The organism is Gallibacterium melopsittaci (assembly GCF_042433085.1).
Lineage (GTDB): Bacteria > Pseudomonadota > Gammaproteobacteria > Enterobacterales > Pasteurellaceae > Gallibacterium > Gallibacterium melopsittaci.
On sequence record NZ_JBHLWA010000035.1, the window covers coordinates 1 to 24970 of the forward strand.

Annotated in this window: 24 protein-coding genes; 4 read left to right on the forward strand and 20 right to left on the reverse strand. The window is 37.6% G+C overall.

The annotated features are described in order from the left end of the window. Nucleotides 1-352: 352 nt before the first annotated feature. The 3 genes from ACFFHT_RS07760 to ACFFHT_RS07770 all read right to left on the reverse strand — a co-directional run bounded on the left by ACFFHT_RS07760 (nt 353) and on the right by ACFFHT_RS07770 (nt 3705). Nucleotides 353-445, reverse strand: coding sequence for a methionine/alanine import family NSS transporter small subunit (locus ACFFHT_RS07760; protein ID WP_382375064.1), 93 nt, complete (start codon nt 443-445; stop codon nt 353-355). After that, on the reverse strand, nt 442-1947 hold the full coding sequence (locus ACFFHT_RS07765) for a sodium-dependent transporter (protein WP_382375066.1): 1506 nt from the start codon (nt 1945-1947) through the stop codon (nt 442-444). The genes ACFFHT_RS07760 and ACFFHT_RS07765 overlap by 4 nt, the downstream gene beginning before the upstream one ends. A 333-nt stretch (nt 1948-2280) precedes the next feature. Next, complete coding sequence (locus ACFFHT_RS07770) at nt 2281-3705, reverse strand: sucrose-specific PTS transporter subunit IIBC (protein WP_382375068.1); 1425 nt, start codon at nt 3703-3705, stop codon at nt 2281-2283. 202 nt (nt 3706-3907) lie between these two features. On the opposite strand from ACFFHT_RS07770, the gene cscK reads away from it, so the two are divergent. Genes cscK through ACFFHT_RS07785 form a run of 3 tightly spaced genes read left to right on the forward strand, consistent with a single transcriptional unit; the run spans nt 3908 to nt 7330 of the window. Further along, nucleotides 3908-4834, forward strand: a complete 927-nt coding sequence (gene cscK / locus ACFFHT_RS07775; protein ID WP_382375070.1) for a fructokinase — start codon at nt 3908-3910, stop codon at nt 4832-4834. Between the two features lie 16 nt (nt 4835-4850). After that, nucleotides 4851-6317 carry a glycoside hydrolase family 32 protein gene (locus tag ACFFHT_RS07780; RefSeq protein WP_382375072.1) on the forward strand — a complete coding sequence of 489 codons (1467 nt, stop codon included), beginning with the start codon at nt 4851-4853 and terminating at the stop codon, nt 6315-6317. Next, nucleotides 6314-7330, forward strand: coding sequence for a LacI family DNA-binding transcriptional regulator (locus ACFFHT_RS07785; RefSeq protein WP_382375073.1), 1017 nt, complete (start codon nt 6314-6316; stop codon nt 7328-7330). The genes ACFFHT_RS07780 and ACFFHT_RS07785 overlap by 4 nt, the downstream gene beginning before the upstream one ends. Nucleotides 7331-7702: 372 nt before the next feature. Here ACFFHT_RS07785 and mnmA read toward each other — a convergent pair whose 3' ends face one another. The 12 genes from mnmA to ACFFHT_RS07845 form a co-directional block, all read right to left on the reverse strand. After that, nucleotides 7703-8857, reverse strand: coding sequence for a tRNA 2-thiouridine(34) synthase MnmA (gene mnmA / locus ACFFHT_RS07790; RefSeq protein WP_382375075.1), 1155 nt, complete (start codon nt 8855-8857; stop codon nt 7703-7705). Nucleotides 8858-8876: 19 nt separating this feature from the next. Then, the gene (locus ACFFHT_RS07795) at nt 8877-9773 is read right to left on the reverse strand and encodes a DMT family transporter (protein ID WP_382375077.1); all 897 of its coding nucleotides are present in this window, start codon (nt 9771-9773) and stop codon (nt 8877-8879) included. Nucleotides 9774-9816: 43 nt separating this feature from the next. Further along, the gene (locus ACFFHT_RS07800) at nt 9817-10161 is read right to left on the reverse strand and encodes a WG repeat-containing protein (protein ID WP_382375079.1); all 345 of its coding nucleotides are present in this window, start codon (nt 10159-10161) and stop codon (nt 9817-9819) included. 56 nt (nt 10162-10217) lie between these two features. Next, complete coding sequence (gene nqrM / locus ACFFHT_RS07805) at nt 10218-10445, reverse strand: (Na+)-NQR maturation NqrM (RefSeq protein ID WP_382375081.1); 228 nt, start codon at nt 10443-10445, stop codon at nt 10218-10220. After that, complete coding sequence (locus tag ACFFHT_RS07810; protein ID WP_382375083.1) at nt 10445-11494, reverse strand: FAD:protein FMN transferase; 1050 nt, start codon at nt 11492-11494, stop codon at nt 10445-10447. Before ACFFHT_RS07810 ends, nqrM begins: the two co-directional genes overlap by 1 nt. A gap of 27 nt (nt 11495-11521) precedes the next feature. Beyond that, nucleotides 11522-12745 carry an NADH:ubiquinone reductase (Na(+)-transporting) subunit F gene (gene nqrF / locus ACFFHT_RS07815; protein ID WP_065234406.1) on the reverse strand — a complete coding sequence of 408 codons (1224 nt, stop codon included), beginning with the start codon at nt 12743-12745 and terminating at the stop codon, nt 11522-11524. Between the two features lie 13 nt (nt 12746-12758). After that, nucleotides 12759-13355 (reverse strand): NADH:ubiquinone reductase (Na(+)-transporting) subunit E, encoded by a 597-nt coding sequence (gene nqrE, locus ACFFHT_RS07820; protein WP_382375085.1) that lies wholly within the window; start codon nt 13353-13355, stop codon nt 12759-12761. Nucleotides 13356-13359: 4 nt separating this feature from the next. Beyond that, the gene (locus tag ACFFHT_RS07825) at nt 13360-13989 is read right to left on the reverse strand and encodes an NADH:ubiquinone reductase (Na(+)-transporting) subunit D (RefSeq protein WP_382375087.1); all 630 of its coding nucleotides are present in this window, start codon (nt 13987-13989) and stop codon (nt 13360-13362) included. Then, nucleotides 13982-14749, reverse strand: a complete 768-nt coding sequence (locus ACFFHT_RS07830; RefSeq protein WP_382375089.1) for a Na(+)-translocating NADH-quinone reductase subunit C — start codon at nt 14747-14749, stop codon at nt 13982-13984. Before ACFFHT_RS07830 ends, ACFFHT_RS07825 begins: the two co-directional genes overlap by 8 nt. Next, complete coding sequence (locus ACFFHT_RS07835) at nt 14742-15980, reverse strand: NADH:ubiquinone reductase (Na(+)-transporting) subunit B (RefSeq protein ID WP_382375090.1); 1239 nt, start codon at nt 15978-15980, stop codon at nt 14742-14744. The genes ACFFHT_RS07830 and ACFFHT_RS07835 overlap by 8 nt, the downstream gene beginning before the upstream one ends. Before the next feature lie 2 nt (nt 15981-15982). Then, nucleotides 15983-17323, reverse strand: coding sequence for a Na(+)-translocating NADH-quinone reductase subunit A (locus ACFFHT_RS07840; protein WP_382375106.1), 1341 nt, complete (start codon nt 17321-17323; stop codon nt 15983-15985). A 457-nt stretch (nt 17324-17780) separates the two neighbouring features. Next, nucleotides 17781-18089, reverse strand: coding sequence for a BolA/IbaG family iron-sulfur metabolism protein (locus ACFFHT_RS07845; RefSeq protein WP_382375092.1), 309 nt, complete (start codon nt 18087-18089; stop codon nt 17781-17783). A gap of 110 nt (nt 18090-18199) precedes the next feature. On the opposite strand from ACFFHT_RS07845, the gene ACFFHT_RS07850 reads away from it, so the two are divergent. Then, entirely contained in the window at nt 18200-18793 is a 594-nt protein-coding gene (locus ACFFHT_RS07850) for a YajG family lipoprotein (RefSeq protein ID WP_382375094.1), read from the forward strand. 65 nt (nt 18794-18858) lie between these two features. On the opposite strand, the gene ACFFHT_RS07855 is transcribed toward ACFFHT_RS07850, so the two are convergent. The 5 genes from ACFFHT_RS07855 to ACFFHT_RS07875 form a co-directional block, all read right to left on the reverse strand. Beyond that, on the reverse strand, nt 18859-19506 hold the full coding sequence (locus ACFFHT_RS07855; RefSeq protein WP_382375096.1) for a bifunctional 4-hydroxy-2-oxoglutarate aldolase/2-dehydro-3-deoxy-phosphogluconate aldolase: 648 nt from the start codon (nt 19504-19506) through the stop codon (nt 18859-18861). Between the two features lie 182 nt (nt 19507-19688). Continuing rightward, on the reverse strand, nt 19689-20693 hold the full coding sequence (locus ACFFHT_RS07860; protein ID WP_382375098.1) for a fimbrial protein: 1005 nt from the start codon (nt 20691-20693) through the stop codon (nt 19689-19691). Nucleotides 20694-20768: 75 nt separating this feature from the next. Beyond that, nucleotides 20769-23288, reverse strand: a complete 2520-nt coding sequence (locus ACFFHT_RS07865; RefSeq protein ID WP_382375100.1) for a fimbria/pilus outer membrane usher protein — start codon at nt 23286-23288, stop codon at nt 20769-20771. A 22-nt stretch (nt 23289-23310) separates the two neighbouring features. Next, the gene (locus ACFFHT_RS07870) at nt 23311-24012 is read right to left on the reverse strand and encodes a fimbrial biogenesis chaperone (protein WP_382375102.1); all 702 of its coding nucleotides are present in this window, start codon (nt 24010-24012) and stop codon (nt 23311-23313) included. A 60-nt stretch (nt 24013-24072) separates the two neighbouring features. Continuing rightward, nucleotides 24073-24717, reverse strand: a complete 645-nt coding sequence (locus tag ACFFHT_RS07875) for a fimbrial protein (RefSeq protein WP_382375104.1) — start codon at nt 24715-24717, stop codon at nt 24073-24075. Nucleotides 24718-24970: the final 253 nt, after the last annotated feature.

Here is a 24970-nt window from a genome sequence, read left to right on the forward strand (position 1 = left end):
ATCTTAATGAATTTCTGAGTTTTCAGCATTCAAGGTATTCTTTTTAAAACTTCTTTCTTCACAGTCCAAAAAAAGTTCCCTACCGAATGCCCACACAGATTGTCTGTTATTGGTTTTTAAAGAACAAAAAACGACGCTTTCTTTTTTTAACTTCACACTTCAGCGTCGTTGCGGAGGTGCATTATAGTGATTTAAATACACCTTGCAAGTAGTTTTTTTAATTTTTTTTAAATTTTTTATTATTTGCCGTTTTTTGCAACAAAGGGATTTTAAAATCCGCAAAAAATCATTGGTCATACTATGCTAAAAATGCATTTAAGTATGACCAATGTTATTTAGTTATGTAATACGCTTACTCTTTTGGTAAACGTTTGATGGAAACTAATAATCCACCCCAAATGATGACTAATGCGATAACCATCATAATAATTGCGATTGAACTCATTCTTCTTCCTCCACAAATTTTTCTTCATTTTTCCAAGGTAGATGCGTTAATAAGAATGCAACGACAACTAATCCAAACGCCATTCCCCATCCAAACGTATCAACGAACCAATTAGGGTAACCTTCATATCCTTCCCTAAAGACTTTTGCACCCTCACTGAATAACATAAACGCTAAGATACCTGTTGTAATAACAATACATAAGCGCCATACAAATCCAACTTTGAATGAAGATGTTTTGTTGATGTGATTACCTAATAAGCCTAATTTTTCATGAGATACAATGATAACTAATGAACAAAATGCTACCGCAACAATACCAAAATAGTTTACAAATTTATCCATCACATCAAGCATTGGCAACCCTGTTGTTGTTCCAAATAATGAGACTGAAAGAATCATCATTGGAATACCCACCACAAATGTTGCAGTTACACGTCCAAGTCTTAATTTATCTTGAACTGATGCAATGATTACTTCGATTACAGAGATGAATGATGTTAATGCGGCAAAAGTTAATGAACCAAAGAATAATACACCAAGCACTGAACCGAAAGGTGCGTTATTAATGATTGTTGGGAACGCGAAGAATGCTAGACCAATTCCACCTTTTGCTACTTCATGTACTTGTTGTCCACTCGCCGCAGCCATAAAACCTAATGCAGCAAAGACCCCAATACCCGCTAATAATTCAAAACTACTATTTGCAAACCCTACTACTAATCCTGAACCAGTCAAATCAGACTCTTTCTTTAAGTATGAAGCATAAGTAATCATGATTCCGAAACAGATGGATAGAGAGAAGAAAATTTGCCCATATGCCGCAATCCATACACTTGGATCTGATAATTTTTCCCAGTTTGGAGTAAATAATGCATCTAGACCTTTACTTGCACCTGGTAAGAATAATGCTGAAATCACTAAAATTACGAACATTACCACCAATAATGGCATTAAAATACTAGAAGATTTTGCAATCCCTTTTTGTACGCCTAGTGCCAATACACCTAATGCGACTAACCATACAGCAATTAATGGACCTACTACCATACCAACGAATTCAAAACTAACACCTTGTGCAATATCACCCATTTTTAAGAATTCACCAACAAAGAAATCTATTGGTTTATCACCCCAAGCCCCATTAATTGAAAAATAGGTATAAGATGCTGCCCAGCCCAATACTACCGCATAGTAAATTCCGATGATGACATTCACCAATACTTGCCACCATCCAAAAATTTCAAAATTTTTATGTAAACGACGGAAAGCAAGCGGCGCAGATCCACGATGTCTATGCCCAATAGCATAATCTAAAAATAATAATGGAATACCTGCGGTTAATAGTGCAACGATATATGGAATAATAAACGCCCCACCACCATTTTCATAAGCAGTATAAGGAAACCGCCAAATATTACCTAGTCCTACCGCTGAGCCAATTGCTGCAATAATAAATGCTCTACGGCCAGAAAACGTTTCACGTGTTGTGTTGTTACTCATTTAGCCCTCCTAATATTGGACTTTATTGTTATATTATCGAGTGATTTAATATAATTAAATAATCTTAATAGTCAACGCTATTTATTTGAAATAAAAACAGAATTTTTTTGATAAGATTATTTTTTCACCACTAATAAAACTATATTTTCATCCAATTTTTAGAGAGTTACACCTAATAACCTAAAAAAACAGTGTTTTTCTCTATTTTAAAATCTAATTGATAGCATAAAAAACCAGTTACATCTTTAAGAAAAATTTTTTACATTTTTATAAAAAAATTAAGGCTGGAAACCCAGCCTTAATATTGTTGAATAACTCACTTTATATCGTGACTTAATTTGCTGTTCTTTTTGCTCTTGCACCTAGTAGTAAAGTAAGAGAAAAGGTCACAATAAATGAAATCAACATTCCAATACAATAAACCGCAATACTATCTGGTTTGATTGAAATAATGCCTGGTAATCCAGCCGCACCTAAGGCTTGTGCTTTTGCATGGAAAAATGCGATAAATGCACTTGATACGCCAGAACCAATCATTGCTGCAATGAATGGATAGCGATATTTTAAATTTACCCCAAACATTGCAGGTTCGGTAATCCCCAACAACGCACTAATTCCTGATGGTAATGCTATGCCTTTTACTTTTGCATCACGAATTAAGAACATTACTCCTAAACAAGCTGCACCTTGTGCGATATTTGACATTGCTGCGATTGGGAAAATAAACGTTCCGCCTGTATGTGCCATATCTGCCAATAATTGGGTTTCAATTGCAATAAAGGTTTGATGCATACCTGTGATCACAATCGGTGCATATAAAGCCCCAAAGATTGCTCCACCAACAAACCCTGTTGTGTCATATAACCAAGTCAAACCATCACCAATTAAGAAACCTAATTTATGGGTAATTGGTCCAACAAAAGTAAATGTTAAAATCCCTGTAATAAATAATGCTAATAATGGGGTTAAAAGGTTATCCAAGACTGATGGAATCACTTTGCGGAAGCCATTCTCTAATTTTGCAAGAATCCATGTTGCGGCTAATACTGGCAATACTGAACCTTGATAACCCACTTTTTCAATATGGAAACCAAGAATATCCCAATAAGGAATATTGCCAGATAGACTCGCCGCACTAAATCCCCAGCCATTTAATAAATCAGGGTGTACCATCAGCATTCCTAACGCTGCACCTAAAAATGGATTTCCCCCAAATTTTCTACTTGCCGAAAAAGCTAACAAAATTGGTAAATAAACAAATGGTGCGTTTGCAAAGGTATTGATCATTGCAGCGAGATCAGAAAGATTTGGATAAGCATCAATCAATGATTTACCGTCAATAAATAAACCTTGGGCAGTAAAGACATTCGCTAATCCCATTAATAAACCACCAGCCACGATAGCAGGGATAATCGGTACAAAAATATCGGCTAAACCTTTTACTAGACGTTGCAAGAAATTTTGTTTTTCAGCACCCAAATTAGCGACTTCACTTTTTGTCATATCGCCTAATCCTAGAATTTCAGTCATTGCAGCGTGTACTTTATTTACCGTTCCTGAACCAAAAATAACTTGATACTGTCCTGCAACTGAAAATTGCCCTTTAACGCCTTCAATTTGTTCAATCGACTCTTTGTCAATTTTACTTTCATCTTTTAAAACTAAACGTAATCGTGTAGCACAATGTGCAACACCACTAATATTTTCTTTACCGCCCAACTTCTCAATGAGCTGCTTCGCAATTTTTGGAAAATCCATAGGTTTTCTCCTAGTAGGTGGTTAAGTTATCAACAGCGCGAATTATAGCTAAAACGTTTTAGTAAAATCTATCTAGTAAGCCAAGAATATGTCAGATTTGTGATCCAGATAACATTTTTTAAGGAAAATTTATAAATAAAATTGCTGAACTAAAACGGTTTAGCTAAAATTTTCTTACTAAAAAAATGCAGAGGATTGAAATATGAATAGAGTATGGGTTTTGGGCGATGCCGTTGTTGATCTCTTACCTGATGGCGAACATCACTATTTACGTTGCCCAGGTGGCGCACCTGCTAATGTTGCTGTGGCAATTGCACGTTTAACAGGACAAAGTGCCTTTATTGGTCGTGTTGGAGATGACCCTCTAGGACGTTTCTTACGACAAACTTTAGCCAATGAACATGTCGATACTTCATTTATGCACCTTGATCCAGAACACCGCACCTCAACTGTTATTGTGGATCTTGATCATTATGGTGAAAGAACTTTTACTTTTATGGTCAATCCAAGTGCTGACCAATTCTTACAACCAACTGACCTCCCAACATTTAAATCAGGAGAATGGCTGCATTTCTGCTCAATCGCACTCATTCACCAACCTTCACGCACAACCGTGCAACAAGCGGTGGAACAAATTAAACAAGTTGGTGGTTTTATCTCATTTGATCCGAACTTACGTCCGAGTTTATGGGCAGATCAACAAACTATGCTAGCAGAAGTCAATAAAATGATTGCATATGCTGATGTGATTAAATTCTCTGAAGAAGAAATTTGCTTATTAAGTGGTCTTGAAAATCTTGAACAAGCTATTCAACAAACACGCCAACAATACCCTGATAAATTAATTCTGGTAACACTTGGTGCAGAAGGGGCAGTTTATTTCTATCAACAAATCAGTGGAAAAATCATGGGTAATAAAGTTAACGTGGTTGATACCACTGGTGCTGGCGATGCCTTTGTAGGCGGAATGTTGCAAGGCTTAGCTCAATATGACCAATGGCAAAATGCTCAAGTATTAGAGCAAGCCATTATCCAAGCTAATCTTTGCGGTGGTTTAGCAACCACAGCAAAGGGTGCAATGTCAGCATTACCAAATAAACAACAATTACAACAACTCTTGAATAAGTAATCAAAGGAGCGCGAAGATGATTATTTTTAACCAAGGCAAATATCGTAGTCTTCATACGGCACAACCAAATGAATTGACACAACTCGCAGCGCAAGTAGCACAAGATATTCATCATCGCCCTCAATATCATCTTGCCCCACCAACAGGATTATTGAATGATCCGAATGGGTTAATTTTTGATGGTCATCACTACCACATTTTTTACCAATGGTTCCCTTTTGGTGCTTTGCATGGTATGAAGCACTGGCGTCATTACCGTACCAAAGACTTTCAACATTTTGAATTAGCAGATTGCTTAATTCCAGATGAATTATTTGAATCCCATGGCTGTTATTCAGGTGGTGCAATTAATTATCAAGATAAAATCGTGGTGTTTTATACTGGAAATACACGTCGAGAAAGTGACAACCAACGCATTCCATTTCAAAATATTGCCATTTTTGATCGTAATGGGACATTATTAGAAAAACGTCCATTACTCACAAACGCACCGCAAGGCTACACCGAACATTGCCGTGATCCAAAACCATTTGTGACTGAAAATGGCAAAATTCGCTTTGTGTTAGGAGCACAACGAGAAAATCTTTCTGGTACAGCACTTTTATTTGAGATGGATTCACTACAAGAGACGCCACATTTATTAGGTGAATTAACCTTATCTCCTTTTAATAACCAGCATATTTTTATGTGGGAATGCCCTGATTTAACAAAACTGAGTGGAAAAGATATTTTTATCTGGTCACCACAAGGGAAAAAACGGGAAACTTATCAATTTCAAAATAATTATCATGCCACTTATGCGGTCGGGCAGTTACAAGAATTAAATTTCAACGTAGAACATTTTGCTGAATTGGATCAAGGTTTTGATTTTTATGCTCCACAAACATTTTCTGGGCTAAATAACACGGATGAAACCATTATGTATGCTTGGTGTGGTTTACCTGATTTACAGTACCCAACCGATCGCTATCAATGGCATTCTATGCTCACCTTACCTCGTAAACTTTGGTTAGAAGGGACAACAATTTATCAATATCCTATCGAACAAGTTCAACAAAATATACAACAATGCCAGCAATATACCATTACTGATCAACTAGAATATCCTAATCTCACACAAAGTTATCTACATTTTGCTGTGAAACAACAGCCATTCTGTTTACATTTATTTAGTAATGAAAAACAGCAACAGATCACTTTAAGCTATCAAAATGGTATTTTCTGTTTAGATCGTAGTCAAACTGAACAAACAGAAAGTATGCGTCAGTTTGGACAACAACGTTACTGTAAAATTGAACAATTAGAAGAAATTGACATTTTTATCGATCACTCCATCATTGAAATCTTCTTCAATCGAGGAGAAAAGGCAATGACTTCTCGCTTTTTTATTGAAAATAAACAGAATATTATTATTGTAGAACAACCAATGACGGTAACAATAGGTAGCGTTTTACCAATCCATTTTGACAAGGATATGTTATGAATACCAATAGTAAACGACTGACAATTACGGACATAGCCCAATTAACAGGCGTATCGAAAACCACTGTCAGCATGGTATTAAATGGTCGTGGGAATAATTTCCGCATCAAGCCTGAAACCCAAGAAAAAATTCTTGCGATAGCTAAAAAACATCATTATAAAGCGAATAGTGTTGCTCGAGCTTTACAAGCACAACGTAGCAATACTATTGGGCTAGTGATTCCAGATTTTTCAAATTTAGGTTTTGCCGCCACCACAAAAACATTAGAGCGACTTTGTCGTGATAATGGATTACAACTCATTATTGCTTGTTCTGATGAAGTTCTACAACAAGAAGCGATTGCGATTGAACGCTTGCTTGATCGTCAAATTGATCTATTAATTACTACGCCGATTCATACTGATGCAGCTTATTATCGTGGTTTAAATATTAATGTTCCTGTCATTCAACTTGACCGTGCAACTAAAAAAAGCAAAACACCATTCATTGTGACAGATGATGAAAGTGCTGTTATTGAGCTTATTGACACCTTATGCCAGCGTTATCAACTCTCAGAATTTTACTATATCGGGGGACAAGCAGAATTACGCCCAAGTACCGCACGATTATCTGGTTTTAAACAAGGTTTAAGTAAAGCAAATTTAGCATTACAACCTGACTGGGTTATCCAAACCTCTTATTATGCTGAGAGTGCTTATCTGGCGATTGAGCAGCTTTATCACAAATTAGGTCGTTTACCGCAAGCCCTTTTTACGGGTTCATATGCATTATTAGAAGGGGTTTTACGTTTTCTCAACGATCATCAGTTACTTGATCAACTGACCTCAGGCAAAATGCACCTTTCTACTTTTGATGACTATGAGTTATTGAATTGTTTGCCATTCAAAATTAATTCCATTCAACAAAACCATCAAAAAATTGCACAGCAACTTTTTGTGATGCTACAAGCACTACTGAAAGGTGAGAAAGTTGAAAATCAAATTATTCCAGCAAAAATTATTTGGCGAAATTAATCGATTAAAAGCCTTTATTGTGAAATAAAGGCTTTAGACTGCTGACAAATCTAATTTCAAAAATAGATCTCGATAAAATAATTAATAGATTCCCTTATGCCTTGTCCGAATGTAGGAAGGATTTTTAGGCAAAAAACGTCTAATTTTTCTGAGTTTTACGAAGAAAAATATCAGTTTTTTGCCGCCCGAAAAATCTTGACGGAATGAGGGAATAACAAGGCACTAGGGCGTGCTTTTTTTGCTTCGTTTTTTTGCACGAACAAAAAAATGAAGTCGCCCTTTAGGGCGAAACCTAAATTTAGCTAAGAATATTGATATATGACTTTGTCAAAAAACTAAATTTTCATTACACACAATAACATCTTTATCCCATTAACGAATCTGCTGCTCAATAATCCCCCCACCCAGACAAACCTCATCCAGATAAAATACAGCTGATTGTCCTGGTGTTACCGCAATTTGTGGTTCGTCAAAACGCACTTCTATCGTTTCATCATTAATTGGAATAATCTCACAAGCCACATCTTGTTGGCGATAACGTGTTTTCACTGTACAACGTAATCGTTGCGTAATAGGTTGACGATTCACCCAATGTAATTGGGCCGCAATCAAGCCGACAGAAAATAATCTTGGATGATCGTGTCCTTGTGCCACAATCAGCTCATTATGCTCAAGATCTTTATCCACCACATACCACGCTTCATCACCAGCATTTTTCAAGCCACCAATACGCAAGCCTTTACGTTGTCCTAAGGTGTGATACATCAAACCATCATGGCGACCAATTACTTCGCCATCCACGGTACGAATATCCCCAGGTTGGGCTGGTAAATAACGCGCTAAGAAATCTTTAAACTTCCGTTCGCCAATAAAGCAAATCCCTGTTGAATCTTTTTTCTTCGCCGTCGCTAACCCTAACTCTTCTGCAATTTGACGTACCACTGGTTTTTCTAATTCGCCTACTGGAAACAGACTTTGCCCAACTTGCTTACTACTTAACGTATATAAAAAGTAACTTTGATCTTTGTTACCATCTAAGCCACGTAATAATTGTGCATTATCATCTTCCCCTCGGCGACGTACATAATGCCCTGTGGCAATATAATCAGCGCCTAAATCCTCTGCGGCATATTCTAAAAAGGCTTTAAACTTAATCTCTTTATTACACAAAATATCAGGGTTTGGCGTTCTGCCTGCTTTATATTCTTGTAAAAAATGTTCAAAAACATTATCCCAATACTCTGCTGCAAAATTAATTTTATGTAAGTGAATACCAAGACGATCACAAACAGCTTGTGCATCGGCTAAATCGGTTGCAGCCGAACAATATTCCGTATCATCATCTTCTTCCCAATTCTTCATAAATAAGCCTTCAACTTGATAGCCCTGCTGTTGCAGAATATAAGCCGAAACGGAAGAATCCACGCCCCCAGACATTCCTACAATCACTTTCTTCTGTTGATTTTGTGCGAATTGTTCTGGTGTGATGGTGATTAAACTGGTGAATGTTTTTGAAATTAATGTCATTTTTTATCCTTTATTTTCTCTACCCTTCTGTTTTAGGTGATACTCGATATAACTGATTAATAAAAATTATGCCTATTATGATACAAGCCGCACCTAAGAAAAATTGACTTGTTGGGACCTCATTTAAAAAGATCCAAGCAAGTAACATTGAAAAAATCGGTTCTGATAATCCTGTTACTTGCACATTGGCAGCACTGATACAAACCAATGCTTTGGTAATACAATAAAAACCCAATAATGTCGGCAAAGCTGCTAAGGCAAGTAAATTCAATACCACACTAATATTCCAATCAATCGGTTGCAAATTCTGTACAAATGGAATGAATAAAAATATTGCACCAAACAGCATCAACATTTTGGTTAGTGGTAATCCACCTTTTAAATCAAAACGTTTAACCAATACAGAAAAAATACCATAACCACTACCTGCTAATGCTGCATATAACACCGCTTGCCAGCTGCTACTTCCCGCCCACGAAATAATAAAAATACCCGTTATGGCGACAAGTGTACCAAGGATTGCCGATAACGTAATTTTTTCCGCCAATAATAGCCAACCACCAATTAATGCCGACACGGCTGCTGCCGCCATTAATACCACAACCACATTTGCTGCTTGCCCATATTGATAGGCGGTAGTTTCAAAGAAAAATAGCACAAATATCCCTAAGAAAGCACAAAAAGCAATTTGTAGTAATAAGGTTGTTACTGAGGTAAATGCAGTTTGAATTTCTTGTAATTGAGAACGTTGAGTTTGACGTCCTAATAACAGAGTAATCAAAATAAATGCTAACAACGTTTTGAGAAAAGCGATCGCCTCAATCGTCATACCACTTTCAATGAGTACCTTACTGAAGATACCAATCGTCCCATTTAGTGCTGCCGCCAGTAATGCGAGTAGGACTCCTTTTCGCATGATTAATCCTTAGGAAATATCAATCTTCAGTTATCACTAATCATTACTTATTAATAATTTTATTGCCTTGTCGATCAATGTAATACCAATCATCACTTTGACAATAATGATATTCACCCTTTGAACCTGGTACTGCTTGAATTTTTCCTTTATCCGCTACTTTAGCTCGACCATTTTCAAATGGAAATGCACAAGCAAAACGAGGCGTGATGAGCACTTTTCCTAATTGATCGGCATAACCAATACGTCCTTGCTGGTCAACAATACGCACCATTCCTTCCACGACATAGTCTTCCCCATTATCAAAATGATAAGGACGATATTGCTCCTGAGTAGTACAACCGACCAATATACAAATAAGTGCCGATAAAAATATATAGGTTTTCAAGGTAATTTTTTCTTAAGAAAGCGAGGCTTATATAATAAGCCTCAATATGGTTGCTGTTATAAAATACGACCTGCTTCTTGTAGTTTTGCTTGACGTTCTGCTTCTTTCGCCATTTTAGCTTTACGATTTTCACAAGGTTCTGGACAGTCACAGACTTTTTCTAAGCCTAATGAAGAGATACCACCACAACTGCCACTAATAGTTTTACGTTTAATCAGATAGCCAATTGCCATAGCAAAAATGACTACAATAAAAAATCCAAAGGTTACTAAAAATAGTTTCATTATTTCTCTCCTTCTTTTTTAGTATCCATTAACTTCGCAAACGCCTTAGACATTTTTACTTCAAACCCTTTATCGGTTTTAATAATGAGATAGACGGCTAAATTCTCTCTTTCTGCCACGGCTAATGCTTTTTCAGGTCCTAATACAAATAACCCCGTTGCATAACCATCTGCAATCATACAACTCGGATCGATAACCGTAATAGAGGCGAGGTTATGTTGTAATGGATAACCTGTTTGAGGATCGATTTCATGAGAAAAACGCTTTCCATTTTCCTCAAAGTAATTACGATAATCCCCTGAAGTTGCCATTGAAAGATTACTTAAGCCAACAATTTGTTCTACCGCTCGCGAACCGTCAAATTCTGGTTTCTCTATCGCAATTTGCCACGCTTGTCCTTTTTCATTGACACCTTTAGTATGAATCTCACCACCAATTTCGACCAGATAATTTGTTACCCCAATACTTTCTAAGTAACTGGCTACTTTATCGACACCAAATCCTTTCGCAATCGAAGAGAGATCAACATACAATTCAGGAATTTTTTTAATCAATGCAGGTTTACCCTCTGACTCAGTCACCGCTAACTTATCAATTCCAGTCCAAACTTTACGTGCGGCAATCTCTTCTGCAGAAAGTTCTTTATCCGTCCGTTTTTCTGGACCAAACCCCCACAAGTTCACTAATGGGCCAACAGTGACATCCAATGCGCCATCTGTTTTCTTATTAAGATCCATTGCGGCTTTCACTACATTTGCGAAATCAGCAGAAACCACAAATGGCTTATCAATTTCTTTACTTTGATTAAACAGACTTAATTCAGAATCTTTTTGGTACGTGGACATCTGATGATTAACCTCTTTTAATAACTCATCAATTTTTTGATGTGCCATATCAGGTCCAGTATCAATACCATTATCTAGATATTTGATATGGTAAGTTGTCCCCATTGTTTTACCAGAGAGGGTGACAATTTCAGCCTGTTTACCACAAGCTGTAAGAAAAAAGGCTAGTCCTATAAGGACCAGCCAATGAGTTAGTTTTTTCAATAACATAATTAATAAATATTTTATTTATCAACCACCGAAATCATCTAATAAGATGTTTTCGTCTTCTACGCCAAGATCCTTAAGCATCTTAATGACTGCGGCATTCATCACTGGAGGTCCACACATATAGTATTCGCAATCTTCTGGCGCTTCATGATTTTTCAAATAGTTTTCATAAAGTACATTGTGAATAAAGCCTGTATAGCCATCCCAGTTATCTTCTGGTAAAGGATCAGATAATGCTACATGCCATACGAAGTTATCATTCTCACGTTGCAGCATATCAAAGTCTTCAACATAGAACATTTCGCGTTTTGAACGTGCACCATACCAGAAAGAAATTTTACGTTTAGAGTGTAAACGTTTTAATTGGTCAAAGATATGTGAACGCATTGGTGCCATACCTGCACCACCACCGATAAATACCATTTCTGCATCAGTATCTTTCGCAAAGAATTCACCAAACGGACCAGAAATGGTTACTTTATCACCTGGTTTTAATGACCAAATATAAGATGACATTTGACCTGGTGGTACATCTGGGTTTCTTGGTGGTGGCGTTGCAATACGTACGTTCAGCATAATAATCCCTTTTTCTTCAGGATAAGATGCCATTGAATACGCACGGGTAATATGCTCATCCACTTTAGAAACATAGCGGAATAAATTGAATTTTTTCCAGTCTTCTTGATATTTTTCAGGAATATCAAAATCACTGTATTTAACTGTATGTGGATCAGCTTCGATTTGGATATAACCACCAGCACGGAAAGGTACTTCTTCACCTTCTGGAATGGCTAATTTCAACTCTTTAATAAAGGTTGCTTTGTTATCATTCGAGATAACAGTACATTGCCATTTTTTCACGCCAAAAATTTCTTCTGGTAACTCAATATCCATACTATTTTTAACGTTTACTTGGCAAGATAAGCGATAACCTTCTGCTGCTTCTCTTTTATTGATGTGTGATAATTCTGTAGGAAGAATATCACCACCACCGCTTTTTACTTTAACGCGGCATTGACCACAAGAGCCACCACCACCACAAGCGGATGAAACGAAAATTCCCTGACTTGCTAATGCACCTAGTAATTTTCCACCTGCTGGTAAAGTAATCGCCTTTTCAGGATCGTTATTGATACTGATAGTGATATCACCAGAGTTAACTAGTTTTGATTTAGCAAACAGGATTAATACCGCCAATACTAAGATAATGACGGTAAACATCGCTATTCCTAATGTAATTTCCATTCTTTATCCCCTTTTACAACTGGATGCCTGAGAAAGACATGAAACCAAGTGCCATAAGACCAACAGAAATAAAGGTAATACCTAATCCTTTTAATCCTTTTGGTACATCTGAATATTTCATCTTCTCAGTGATACCCGCTAATGCAACGATAGCAAACATCCAACCTAAGCCTGCGCCAACTCCATATACAACTGATTCGCCAAAGCTATAATCACGCTGTACCATGAAAGACACGCCACCGAAAATTGCACAGTTTACTGTAATCAACGGTAGGAAGATCCCTAATGCGTTATATAGCGCTGGGAAGAATTTATCTAACACCATTTCCAAGATTTGCACTAATGCCGCAATAACGCCGATGAAAGTGATGAAGTTTAAGAAGCTTAAATCTACACCTTCAACTAATGCACCATCTTTTAAGATAAGGTTATACACAACATTGTTTACAGGAACAGAAATACCTAATACCACTGTTACTGCAACACCAAGCCCAAATGCAGTTGATACTTTTTTGGACACGGCTAAAAAGGTACACATTCCTAAGAAGAAGGAAAGTGCCATATTCTCAATGAATATAGATTTTACAAATAGACTAATATAGTGTTCCATGGCATTAATCCTTCTCTACTTGTTCTGGTTTCCAGGTTCTTAATCCCCAGATAATGAAACCAATGATGAAGAATGCACTTGGTGCTAATAAGAATAGACCATTTGTTTGATACCAACCACCATCTTGAATAGTTTGGAAAACAGTCACACCAAATAATTTACCAGAACCGATTAGTTCACGGATAAATGCAACCACAATAAGTATTGCACCATAACCTAACCCGTTACCGATACCATCAAGGAAACTATCAATTGGCCCTTCTTTCATTGCAAAGGCTTCTGCACGTCCCATTACGATACAGTTAGTAATAATCAAACCAACGAATACCGATAACTGTTTAGAAATATTGTAAGCATATGCTCTCAATATTTGGTCAACGAGAATAACCAATGATGCAATAATCGCCATTTGCACAATAATACGAATACTGTTCGGGATGTAATTACGAATACAAGAAATAAAGAAACTTGAAAACGCAGTTACTAAACTTACAGAGATCCCCATTACAATCGCAGTTTCAAGTTTTGTCGTTACCGCTAATGCTGAACAGATCCCAAGAATTTGTAGGGCAATCGGGTTGTTATTAATTACTGGATTAAGTAATAAACCCTTTTTACTTTGTTTCTCAGCCATTGTTTAATACCCCTTCTTTAAGTTTCGCTAAGAAAGGACCAAAGCCTTTCGGGCCAAACCAGAATTTGAATGTATTGTTCACACCGTTGCTGGTCAACGTCGCTCCTGATAAAGCATCAATACCATGAGATTTATCAGCTGAACCACCTTTACTTACATGTAATGCCACTTGATTTTGTTCATTGAAAATAGTTTTTCCAACGAAAGTGGATTGCCATTTAGGATTTTCGATTTCACCACCTAATCCCGGAGTTTCACCTTGATCATAGTAAGTAATACCATCAATGGTGTTGCCATCTGGCTGTACTGCAATAAAGCCGTACATCACAGACCAAAGTCCAGTACCATAAACTGGTAATACGACTTGTTTAACTTTGCCATCTTCACCTTTAACGAGATAAACTTCCGCATAATTTGCACGACGACCAATTTTTGCGATGTCATCTTCGCCTAGTGCGATACTGGTTGCAGGATCTTTTGCTGCTTTAGTTGCATCAAAATTTGCTTGATTAGCAACAAATTCACCCGTATTTAAATCTACTAAACGTGGTTCAATATATTTATTGAATGCATCTGTTACATTGCCACCAGCTTTTAATAAACCCGCCACACTAAGAATATTTTTTTGTTTATCCAACAATTTTTGTTCTTGTTGTTTTGGTTTTAATGATACCGCAGAACCAGCTACGATAACTGAGCACACTAAACTTACCAACACGACAACAATCAGTGTGCCGATAACACTATCTTTCTTAAACATTACGCGCTCTCCTACGTTTGATATTCGCTTGAACAACAATGTAATCGAACAATGGTGCAAACAAGTTAGCGAATAAAATAGCCAACATCATACCTTCTGGATAAGCTGGGTTTACTACGCGAATTAATACACACATTACACCGATTAATGCGCCATACCACCATTTACCTTTATTAGTGAAAGAAGCAGAAACTGGGTCAGTTGCCATAAAGAACATACCCAATGCAAAACCACCTAATACTAAGTGCCAATACCAAGGCATTGAGAACATTGGATTTGTTGTTGAACCGATAAGATTGAATAAGGTAGAAGTTGCAATCATACCAATCATTACACCAGCGATAATTCGCCATGATGCAATACGTGCAAATACGATCACTGCAGCCCCAATTAACAATGCTAATGTTGATACTTCACCAATTGAACCAGGAATATTTCCTAAGAAAGCATCCATCCATTGAATTGGTTGACCAGTAGTCACTTGTTTTAATGCGCCTTCACCACCAGCTGCCCATTGAGAAAGTGCAGTTGCACCTGAGAAACCATCAGCTGCGACCCAAACAGAATCTCCTGAGATTTGAGCTGGATAAGCAAAGAATAAAAACGCACGTCCCGCTAACGCTGGGTTCATAAAGTTTTTACCAACACCACCAAACACTTCTTTCGCAACCACAACACCAAAGGTTGTTGCTAATGCTGCCTGCCATAATGGTAAAGTAGGCGGAACAATCAATGCTAATAAAATAGAAGTAACAAAGAAACCTTCGTTGATTTCGTGTTTACGGATAGTTGCAAATAACACTTCCCAGAAACCACCAACAATAAATACTGTTAAATAAATTGGTAGGAAGAAAATTGCCCCTAATACCATTTTTGCTAATACACCTGCATCTGGTGCAACTACACCAAGTGCATTTGCTAAAGCAAAGTGCCAATCATGTGCAACATTTTGTGCCAGATTTTGTGCAAAATCCCCAACACTCAATGCCATAATTGATTGTGCACCTACGTTAAACATTCCGTAGAACATTGCTGGAAATAATGCTAACCACACTAATACCATCATACGTTTAGAATCTAACGCATCACGGACATGAGAAGCCTTTCCAGTTACGGTACCTGGCGTATATAAGAAAGTCGCCGTTGCTTCATATAAGGCATACCATTTCTCATATTTACCACCAGGTAAAAATGCAGGTTCCATTTTCTCTAAAAGATGTTTTAAACCCATTTTTAACCTTCCTTCTCGATCTTATCTAAAGCCGCACGCAGCATTGGACCGTATTCATTTTTACCCGGACATACAAAGGTACAGAGTGCTAAATCTTCTTCATCCAATTCTAAACAACCTAATAGTTGTGCACTATCTGTATCACCTACACTTAAATCGCGTAGTAACAAAGTCGGGATAATATCTAATGGCATTACACGCTCATAGTTACCAATTGGCACCATCGCACGGTGTCCACCATTTACCGCAGAAGTAAAGTTAAAGAGTTTCTTGCCAAAATGCCCTAATACAGTACGTGTAATAGAGAATTTATTTGCACCTGGAGAAATCCAACCTAAAAATTCTTTTTCGCGACCTTCTGCAATAACAGAAACTTGTTGATGATAACGGCCTAAATAAGCAACAGGATCTTTAGCAATCGCCCCATTCAATACTGAGCCTGAAATCACACGATTTTCACCAGTAGCCAATTCTCCTGAAGTAAGTTCATTCAAGTTTGCACCTAAACGAGTACGAACTAAACGAGGATTTTTAACTTGTGGGCCAGCTAAAGATACGACACGCTCAACAGATAATTCACCAGTAGTGAATAATTTACCAATCGCAATCACATCTTGGTAATTGATATACCAAACCACTTTACTAATAGAAACTGGATCTAAGAAATGGATATGTGTACCACTCAAACCTGCAGGATGTGGACCTGCAAACTCTTCAACTTGTACATTTGCCGCATTAATACTTGGTACAGATGCACCTGCTGCTTTACATACGAATAATTTACCATCATGTAAGCGACTTAATACGGTTAAACCATGTTGAAATGCTTCTGCATTTTCTTTAATGATCACAGCTGGATCTGCTGCTAATGGATTAGTATCCATCGCATTGACGAAAATAGAACTTGGTTTGCTATCTACTGCAGGGACTTTACTAAATGGACGAGTGCGGAAAGCTGTCCATAAGCCAGAGTCAATTAAGTTTTGTTTGACTTGCTCATCCGTAAGCGTTGCTAATTGATCAACACTATACTTAGCAAAAGTAACTTGTTCGTTACCTTCTAACTTAATCACAACAGATTGTAAAACACGCTTAGCACCACGATTAATCGCGGTTACTGTCCCCGAGGCTGGAGCAGTAAAAATCACACCAGGGTTCTTTTTATCTTCAAAAAGTACCTGACCTTTCTTTACTACATCCCCCTCACGCACCTTCATCGAAGGACGCATACCAACATATTCTTCGCCAAGTACGGCAACTTCAGAGATGGTAGCTCCATCGTGGATTACTTGCGCTGGCTTCCCAGCAATAGGAAGATCCAAGCCTTTTTTAATTGTAATCATATCGTTTGCACTACTTTTTGTTGGGTTAAACATAACGATCACTGCAATTTATAAATTGCAGTGATCTCTCGTTTGAGTAGTTTTCAGTGAATCATCTATCCTAATTAATAAAAATTTTGCTAGAGAACCAACAATTTCTCGTTTAAAAACAAGGTGATAATCTCTCCACAAAATTAAGACAACGATTACACTGTCCACTTAATTTTAAAACTCAAATCTGTACAAATCCTCGTTCAGACTAGCAATACTAATCAAAACAATGAATTAAATAATTAATAATAATAATTACAAGGCGTGAACAAGGATATTCAAAACGGTTTATTCTAACCAAAACCACCCCTGTAATTCTAGTCAATGGCTGCCATTTTTGAAAAAAATGTGAAAAATTTGATATTTTTCAATAAAATTACTAAAGATTTTTCTCAATAAATCAAATAAATAACACTTTTGAAGTAGATTACTTGCCATGTCCCATACAATTTGGAGAAGCAGGAACCTGCTGTAAATTCTGCCATTCCTCTGGTGTATAAAGATGTAACGCTAACGCATGGATTCCAGCCGCTAATTGTTCAGCCAATAATTGATAAATTAAACGATGACGAGCTACTGCACGCATGCCAATAAAGCGCTCCGCTGCCAAAATAATTTTAAAGTGGGATTCATCTCCTTTACCTGAGCTGTGCATATGACTCTCATTAATAATTTCAAGATGAACGGGTGAGAATTCTTGTTGAAGTAAAAGGGTAATTTGTTGCTGTTTATTCATAATTTCTTTTGACTAATCGTGTAATTTATATAAATATTCGCTATTTTATACCATGTACTGATGTATTCAACGTCATAAACCTTTTAACTGATCAAATAGGGACACTAATTATGTATAAAACTTTAAAACGCCTCTCTTTTGCAAGTATTCTTCTTGCCAGCTTTGCTCTTGCAGGTTGTCAAACACCACCGAATACTATCACGTTCACACCACCTGCTGCAGTAGGCCCATTTAATTCACAAAACCAAATGAGCAATGTGAGTGTAAACTCGCGTGACTTACGTGCAAACCAAGCCGTTTCACAATACACCAACAATGGCCAATTATTCCCTGTATATGCACAACCTTCTGTTGCAGAGTTATTCCAACAATCAATGCAACAAGATTTAAATAGTAAAGGTTTCCGTGTATTACCAAGCAATGCCCCAACTAATGTTACTGTTAATATCAAACAATTCTATGCGAATGTGAACCAAGGCAACGTACGCTATAAAGTTGATGCCACAGTACAACTTACTATCCAAGTACAAAGTGCTAAAGGCGAATACAGCAAAAACGTAGAAACTCGCCGTTCACAAGAAGGTGCATTTACAGCCAAAACCGAAGAGATCCAAAAAGTGTTAGGACAAGCATTTGACGATGCGATTAAAGAGATCCACCAAGATCAAGAAGTATCTAACGCAATCAATCGTTTATCTCACTAATAAAAATTCCCTCGTACAGATCTCCTGATACGAGGGAATCTCCATTCAATGCGATTTAAACACACTTAACCACGCAAACTTTTCACTAATGCAACCGCTTCTGCGGTTAATTGTTCCACTTTAGCCCAATCACCTGCTGCTACGGCATCATTAGGAATCATCCAAGAGCCACCGATAGTTTTCACGCAATCAACCGCAAGATAATTTGCCACATTTTTTGGTGAAACACCGCCAGTTGGACAGAAACTTAACTGTGGTAATGCTGCCGAAATCGCTTTTAATGCAGCTGCTCCGCCATTAATTTCTGCTGGGAAAAATTTAAGATGATCATAACCAAGTTCTAACGCCTGCATCATTTCTGATGGCGTTGCTGTTCCTGGAATTAATGCAACATCACCTGCAGCTGCATGTTTTAATAAAGCTGGCGTTGCTCCTGGAGAAATAATAAATTTCGCTCCTGCTGCAACCGCTTGATCATATTGTTCGGCAGATAAAACTGTTCCTGCCCCCACTAATGCCTCTGGGCATTCTTTACTTAATAATTTAATTGCCTCTAATGCGACTGAACTACGCAAAGTAATCTCAAAAACATTAATGCCACCTGCTTGTAACGCTTTTGCCATTGGCAACGCATCTTCTAATTTTTTGATGACCATAACTGGCACCACAGGTGATGCACTAAATACGGCTTGCGGTTGTAAAATCCACTTCATTATGTTTCCCTTCCTTTATCTATAAAATTAAACACAAACGGCAGTAAAAGTAGCACAACCCAATAGAATTGAATATAGCAAATCGGATTTTTTTGAATCAAAATCAAAAAAACAGTTAATCTGCAAAAGGCTATCTAATAAAAAATGTCGGAGATTATCCGACATTTTGGTAAGTAAGGTGGTTATTGGTAATAGAGATTATAAATCACTTTTGCTTTCACACTACCAGCAGTCAGCTCTGATTTATTATTCTTTATATAGGATGCAGTGTATTTTTTAGTTACTATTCTAGCACCAGAAACAATATTGGAGAATAATGTAAGGTTATTATCTGTAGGATAAGCAAATGGTAATAAAGAAAGAGGTCCATATTTCAGTGCTATTCCGTTTTCATCATCTATCTGGATACCAACTCCTTTGGCTGCATTATCTCCGGATTCTGTAGTTAAGATCGTACTCATATTGGTAGGATCTAGCGCATCCGAAACAGCAATATAAGATTGTTTAATAACTGCATTTTGACAATTTAGGCTGATTGTAAAATCTTTCCCTTTCACTTTAGTATCTCTATTTAATATAGATAACTGAACAGGATCTAAATTTACAACTAAATTTTTACTCGATTCACTAAGAGAACAGGTTTTATCAAATGCAACCTCGGCATCCGCTGCAGAAGTTATTTTAAAAACATTAAATTTAGAATAAGCCTGTTTTTGATTACTATAATTAAAGTCATCTCCTCCATCTAGGTTATGAATACAAAACATACTCACTGCTATTAAAGGGCTTCCTTGCGGAATAATTGCCCTTTCTCCGCCATATAGCACATTATTTTTTAACGAAAATTCTAATTCTAAATTTAAAGTAGCATCAAATCGAGCAGGTGTATATTGATGAGCTGTATCTCCTTGAATAGACTTACCATTTACTGTAAAACGATAGTCAAAATAGTTAGAAAGACTATTAGTTAAAGGATAAAATTTAAACTCTAGCCAGTAAGAAGAACGCCATTCCTTACAATACTGAGAGGGAAGACTACCTATTTTCCACTCATAACTAATTTTTCTACTCACTGGATGATCCTTCGGTGTTACTGGAAAAACAATATTCTGCCATGGCACATCCTTTCCGTTTTGATCTGTTGGTATTGTAAGTGTTCTCTCATCAACGGTTATTGTTGTTGCCATTACTTGTTGCATCAAGTTTAGCAGCATAAAAAATATACAGAATAAATATGCTAAAAGACTTCTCATCTCATTCCCTTATTTAGAATCACACTTCACAGGCACAATCATCATCTGCCCATTTTCTTCTTGCTCTGGAATCGTATATTCCGCACGGCACTGTTTATCGCCCCAGCGAATATGCAGTTCACCTGATTTCGCAACGCCACGGGTATAAATCTTGCCTCCTTGTGCCACAACACCAATCGATTGATTGTTTTGATCAAAGACTTCCGTTCCTAATGGCGGTAAATCATCTATTCCCGTTAATTCAAAGAACACCACTGAGCCAACCGTTGTTGCAAAATCAATTAACATCGCTTGATTCGCACGCGGAATCACTTGTTGTTCAGTTGCCGATAATTCAACTGAATCAGGAATATTATTACTATCTAAGCCCACATAATTGACACTATATGGCTCAAGATAAGGCACTATTCCGTTGCCAAAGTAATCAATTCGGTTACCAATCGCACCATTAATTTTTGCCCCTGCTGCACCGTCTGCGTGAATAATCGCAAAACTATCACCGAGCGAGTTCGATAAAGTAATGCCTTTCGGATGTGCCACCACTGCGCCTGATACCCCGAACGACATTTGTTGATTACTGTTGCTATCTCGTCCCCACGATGCATTAACTTGTGCCAATGATCCTGAGTAGCTATTGCTAACAGAAAGGTTGCTGCCACCATCTTGTTGCTTACTCGCCGACACACTATAGCTATATTGTCTATCCTCACCTAATGCCCCTGAAACAGAGGTATAGCCAGAGTAACCATTTGCCTTACTATAATTCAGACTTTGGGAAAGGTAGGCAGAACTACTATCATCACCTAATGGTAATGATAAACTTACATATACCCGTCTATCCGATTCACCAAAGCTATTCTTCGATTGAGAAAAAGAGAAACTGTAATTTAAACTTTTATAATGGTTGCTATAACCAATTTGATATTCATTTTGTTTTTGATCCGTTCCCCAGTAAGTATAGGTACTTCCCGTTAAATACATCGATCCCCAACCCTCTTTGAGATTTTGGCTAATCGATACTTGGAACTGATTTTTTGGGCGATAACTATTTTGAGGCATATTAAGCCCTCGTTCATCCATAAAATCACGGTTATTCGCCAAAATCACATCTTGCAAACTGTAATAATCCCGTGACAAATAACGATAGGCCGCCAAAGTCACATTGGTATCGGTTGGCTCTAAACGGGTGTTATAACTGGCATAGAGGTTATAACCTTTATATTTTTGTTGTTCTGTTGCGGTTCTAAAGGTGGCATTCGAGAAAGTGGCATTGGTTGCAAATGCCCCAATCGGCGTATTAAAGGAGAAACCAACTAATTCCGCATGATAATCTTTACTAAAAATCCCACCCACATTAAAGGTAATATTATTGGTTAAACCATATTGCCACGTCGCCTGACCAACGTTGACATCAAATACTTCATTCCCATAACGATAACGTCCGCCAGCAATTTGATAGCGACTATATCCAGGGCGGATTAATTGCGCTACTGCGGTATAAGGAATGGTAAAACTGCGTCTTTCACCATTGGCTTCCAAAATTTCTACTTGAATATCGCCACCGTAACCCGTTGGATAAAGGTCATCAATTTCAAATGGTCCTGCTGGTACAGTCACCTCACGCAAGATATTCCCATTTTGACGGATACTCACTCGTGCATTACTATTGGCTACCCCACGCACAATTGGTGCATACCCGCGCACAGAACTAGCGAGCATTCGATCATCTGACGCTAATTGGATTCCTCGAATAGAAAGGCTGTCCATCAATGTACCACTGGTATAAAAATCACCAATGGTAAATTGTCCACGCAAGGCAGCCACATCATGCTGTGCATAAGTTGAAGTACTTTGATAAGGCAGACGCTGTTGTTTATCCCAACTTTGCGAACCACGATGACGAAATGCCCAACCGAATAAATTAATCCCAGCATCAATCCCTAAATAAGTTTGCTGCGAATCAGTATCCGCATATTGATAGCGATAGTGCGAAGCATCATAACGTACAAACGCCACTGGCACGCCATCTTGCCATTGTGCTGGTGAAATATAGCCTCGTGGACGTTGAGTAATAAAGGCTTGTGGGACATCTACATCTAAGCGTAATTCGGAAACATCAAAGTTAATTTTTGCTTCTGGCACTTGTTCAGGTAAAAAAGCACACGCCGCCTGTTCACGCTGTTGTTCCCCAGTAAAAGCATCATCTTTAAGATCTAAAATCGCCAATAAATCCTCTGTTGCACAAACCGCAGTTTTATTTTTTTCAGGCACTTCGACAAACTGCAAATTAATCCGTCCACGCAATTCATTATTTAAATAGACATCGGCAACATATTCACCCGCTGGCGTAGGGTTACTATAATTAAATCGGCTAATATCAATTGCGTCCTTATCTTTACCACCTCGCAAAAAACTGGCATCAAATTCGGCATATTCATCCGCATAAGCGGTTACTGCTAAACTGCTCAGTAAAGCAATATACAGACTATTTAAACGAAACTTATTTTTTATTGGCATTAATCGACTCATTGCTATCACTTCGTCATATCAATTAATGTAATTTGCTGCTACCAGTTGGGCTGCCACCATAATCATTAATTACCGTCCACTCTACTGAACCAGTTGCAGACACCGCTTGTGTTAAGTTAAAGGTTGCCTGCGAAAATGGCGCCACCATATCTGGATTGCTTACTTTCACTTTGCGACTGCCTTGCGTAACCGCTACATCACTATAAGTAATAAAATAAGGGGTGGTATTGTTCACAATCAGTTGTTTCCCTTGTGCACGCCATTCCACCTGTTTATACGCCTCTTCTGGCGACACTTTTAAATCCGTTGGACGGAAAAAGAGTTTAATTCGACTGCGAATTGCAATTTGTAGATAGTTTTTACTTTTATCTTTTGGATTCGGCGGAACATCTAACAGATTAAAATAAAATACTGACTCACGATCTGTTGGTAAGGCTTCGCCCGTATAAGTCACGCGTAATGTTTGCCCTTTATTGGCATCCACGCGAGAAATCGGTGGCATAATCACAAATGGGGTTTTGATTTGTTCAGGAGTAGCTTTTGGATCACCATTATCAATCCACGCTTGGACTAACGCTGGCGCATCACCAACATTAGAAAGTTGCACACTGACATTTTTTTGATTCGCTGGATAAATAATGCGTGTACCTGTAATCACAATATTGGCATAGCTAGTCGTTGCTAGCCATAAACCACCGGCAAGCAATAATAGTTTTTTTAACATAGAAATACCTTAGATAAGACAGAAAAATCGGGCAGAAGGACTGCCCGAAAGCGAATATAATTATTGATATTCAATTTGATATTCTACTCTAGCCACAACTGGACCCGCAGTAGCTGCCCCTTCAGCATGGTAACGAGCTTTATAAGTTAAGGTTACAGAACCATTTTGATTATTCGCTGTAGCACTTGCTCCTGTAAATGATTTATATGTTGTATTTTGGTTATTTGCTTGACCTGCAACATTAATTACCGTATCACCCTCAAGAAGTTCTACTGTTACATTTTGAGCTGGAGCAGAAGCAGCTATATTTTTTAAGCGCCCCGTTGCTCTATCTACATAGGTTTCATTACTGTTATCAAAGAATGCTCTTGCACCATTGGCTAATATTTTAGGTGATTTACAACCTGAAAGTTTAATATCAAACGGTGTATCACCTGCAGTTTTACCACTTTCAGCTAATTGTTCAGTTCTTACTACTGGTAAATCAACGTTAATATTTTTTCCAGCGTTTCCAGTAATCGTACAGGTAGTATCTACAACTTTCCCTTGAATTTGGATAATACCGTCAGCACCATTTACTGTTGGATTATCCGAATCCGCTAAATGATTAACACCAGCTGTACCAGTCGTTGCAGCAGCAAAAGCCCCTTGTGCTGTAATGCCTAATCCAGCAGCAATTAATGTTGTTAAAATTAGTTTTTTCATTTGTAAATTTCCTTTAGTAAGTTAAATGGAGTGCGAAGTATATAAAATCTTCGGGGGGGGGGGGCAAGACTATTACATTAGGAAATTTGTGATTTTATTCACAATAATTTAATAAAATTAATCAAAAATTAAAAATATATATAAAAATCAATATATTAAAAAGAAAAAAGGAAAGCATATTGATCTGCACCCCTAAAGTTGGACTTATTATCCAACAGACAGAGGTGCAGATTTTTTATGACCAAATATAACC